Origin of the sequence: Sinorhizobium sp. P24N7 (assembly GCF_042436655.1) — a bacterium.
Classification (GTDB): Bacteria; Pseudomonadota; Alphaproteobacteria; order Rhizobiales; family Rhizobiaceae; genus Sinorhizobium; species Sinorhizobium meliloti_A.
The window spans coordinates 1-1,554 of record NZ_JBHMIW010000046.1; the positions used below are offsets into that span (position 1 = coordinate 1).

Sequence of the window (1,554 nt, forward strand, 5' to 3'; positions counted from 1 at the left end):
GAGCGGTTTGGCGCCGATTACATGGAGCATCATCTAATCGACGCCCTGACGGGTGATGAAATCCAGAACATCGGCGAGCGTGTTGCGGCTGCCACGAACCAGTTCATCAGCCGCTCGAAGCCGATCCTCAGCGCCGCGCTTCCGACCGGCGAGCGTATCCAGATCGTCTTGCCGCCGGCGGCACCCGAAGGTGGATCGATCTCGATCCGCAAGCAGGTGGTCAATAACTTCACGCTCGAGGAGTATCGCGACAACGGTTCGCTCGATAAGGTCTCTGTGGCCGTCGGCGGCCTCAGCGACATTGATCGCGAGCTGATAGGGCATCTGCGCGCAAATCGAATTTACGATTTCATCCATACCGCCATCACCAAGCGGGTGTCTATCCTGATCAGTGGCGGCACTTCCTCCGGCAAAACGACCTTCCTCAATGCCTGCCTGAAGAGCGTCGATCCGCATGAGCGGATCATCACGCTCGAGGACACGCGAGAGCTCTTCCCACCGCAAGCAAATGCCGTTCATCTGATCGCGTCGAAGGGCGACCAGGGCACAGCGGACGTGACTATTCAAAGCCTGCTCGAGTCATCCCTACGCATGCGGCCGGATCGCCTGTTCGTCGGTGAAATTCGGGGTGCCGAGGCTTTTTCCTTCCTCCGGGCAATCAACACCGGCCATCCCGGCAGCATGTCGACGGTTCACGCCGATACGCCGATGGGTGCTTATGAACAGCTCGCCATGATGATGCAGCAAGCCGGTATGTCGGCGGGTTTTTCGAAGCAGGATCTGATGTCCTATATCCAGATGGTCATCCCGATCGTCATCCAGCTCCGCCGTGAAGGCGGCAAGCGCGGGGTCGCTGAGATCTTCTTCGCCCGGGATGAGTCATGACGAAGCAGCTCCAGGCTTTCTACCTGCTCTTTTGCGTCGGGATAGCGTTCGTTGTCTGGATGCTCGGGTACGGCCTGGGGCTTCAGCTCTTCTATAAGGACGGTCGGATCCTCGAAACGACGATCACGAGCAATCCCTTCGCTCCGATTCAACAGTTCTGGCACTACAAAACCAGCCCTGCCCTGCAGAAGGTCGCGCTTGGTTCGATGGTGCCGGCGCTGCTGGTGGCGGGCCTTGTCGCCTACATCGGACTGAAACCGACGAGCAGCCCATTGGGGGATGCCGCGTTTCAGGACATGGCTTCGCTACGACGCGCGAAGTGGTTCCGCAAACAGGGCCATATCTTCGGCCGGGTCGGGCGGAACCTACTCCGCACCAAGGACGACCGGCATCATCTGATCATTGGCCCGACGCGCTCGGGCAAAGGCACGGGCTATGTGATCCCCAATGCGCTGATGCACGAAGGCTCGATGATCGTTACCGATCTCAAGGGCGAAGTGTTCAAGGCGACGGCGGGTTATCGCCGGCAGAACGGCAGCCAAGTCTTCCTATTCGCGCCCGGCTCCGAAAAGACCAACAGCTATAACCCGCTGGACTTTATCCGGCCGGAGCGCGGCAATCGCACGACCGACATTCAAAACATCGCCAGCATTCTTGTGCCCGAGAACA

Annotated in this window: 2 protein-coding genes; both read left to right on the forward strand. The window is 59.3% G+C overall.

Going from position 1 to position 1,554, the window contains the following annotated elements; genetic code table 11:
• A partial coding sequence (gene virB11 / locus ACFHWW_RS33750; RefSeq protein ID WP_379943690.1) for a P-type DNA transfer ATPase VirB11 occupies nt 1–885 on the forward strand: 885 nt, incomplete at its 5' end.
• Nucleotides 882–1,554 (forward strand): type IV secretory system conjugative DNA transfer family protein (locus ACFHWW_RS33755; protein WP_379943692.1); only part of this gene is annotated, 673 nt, incomplete at its 3' end. The genes virB11 and ACFHWW_RS33755, both read left to right, overlap by 4 nt.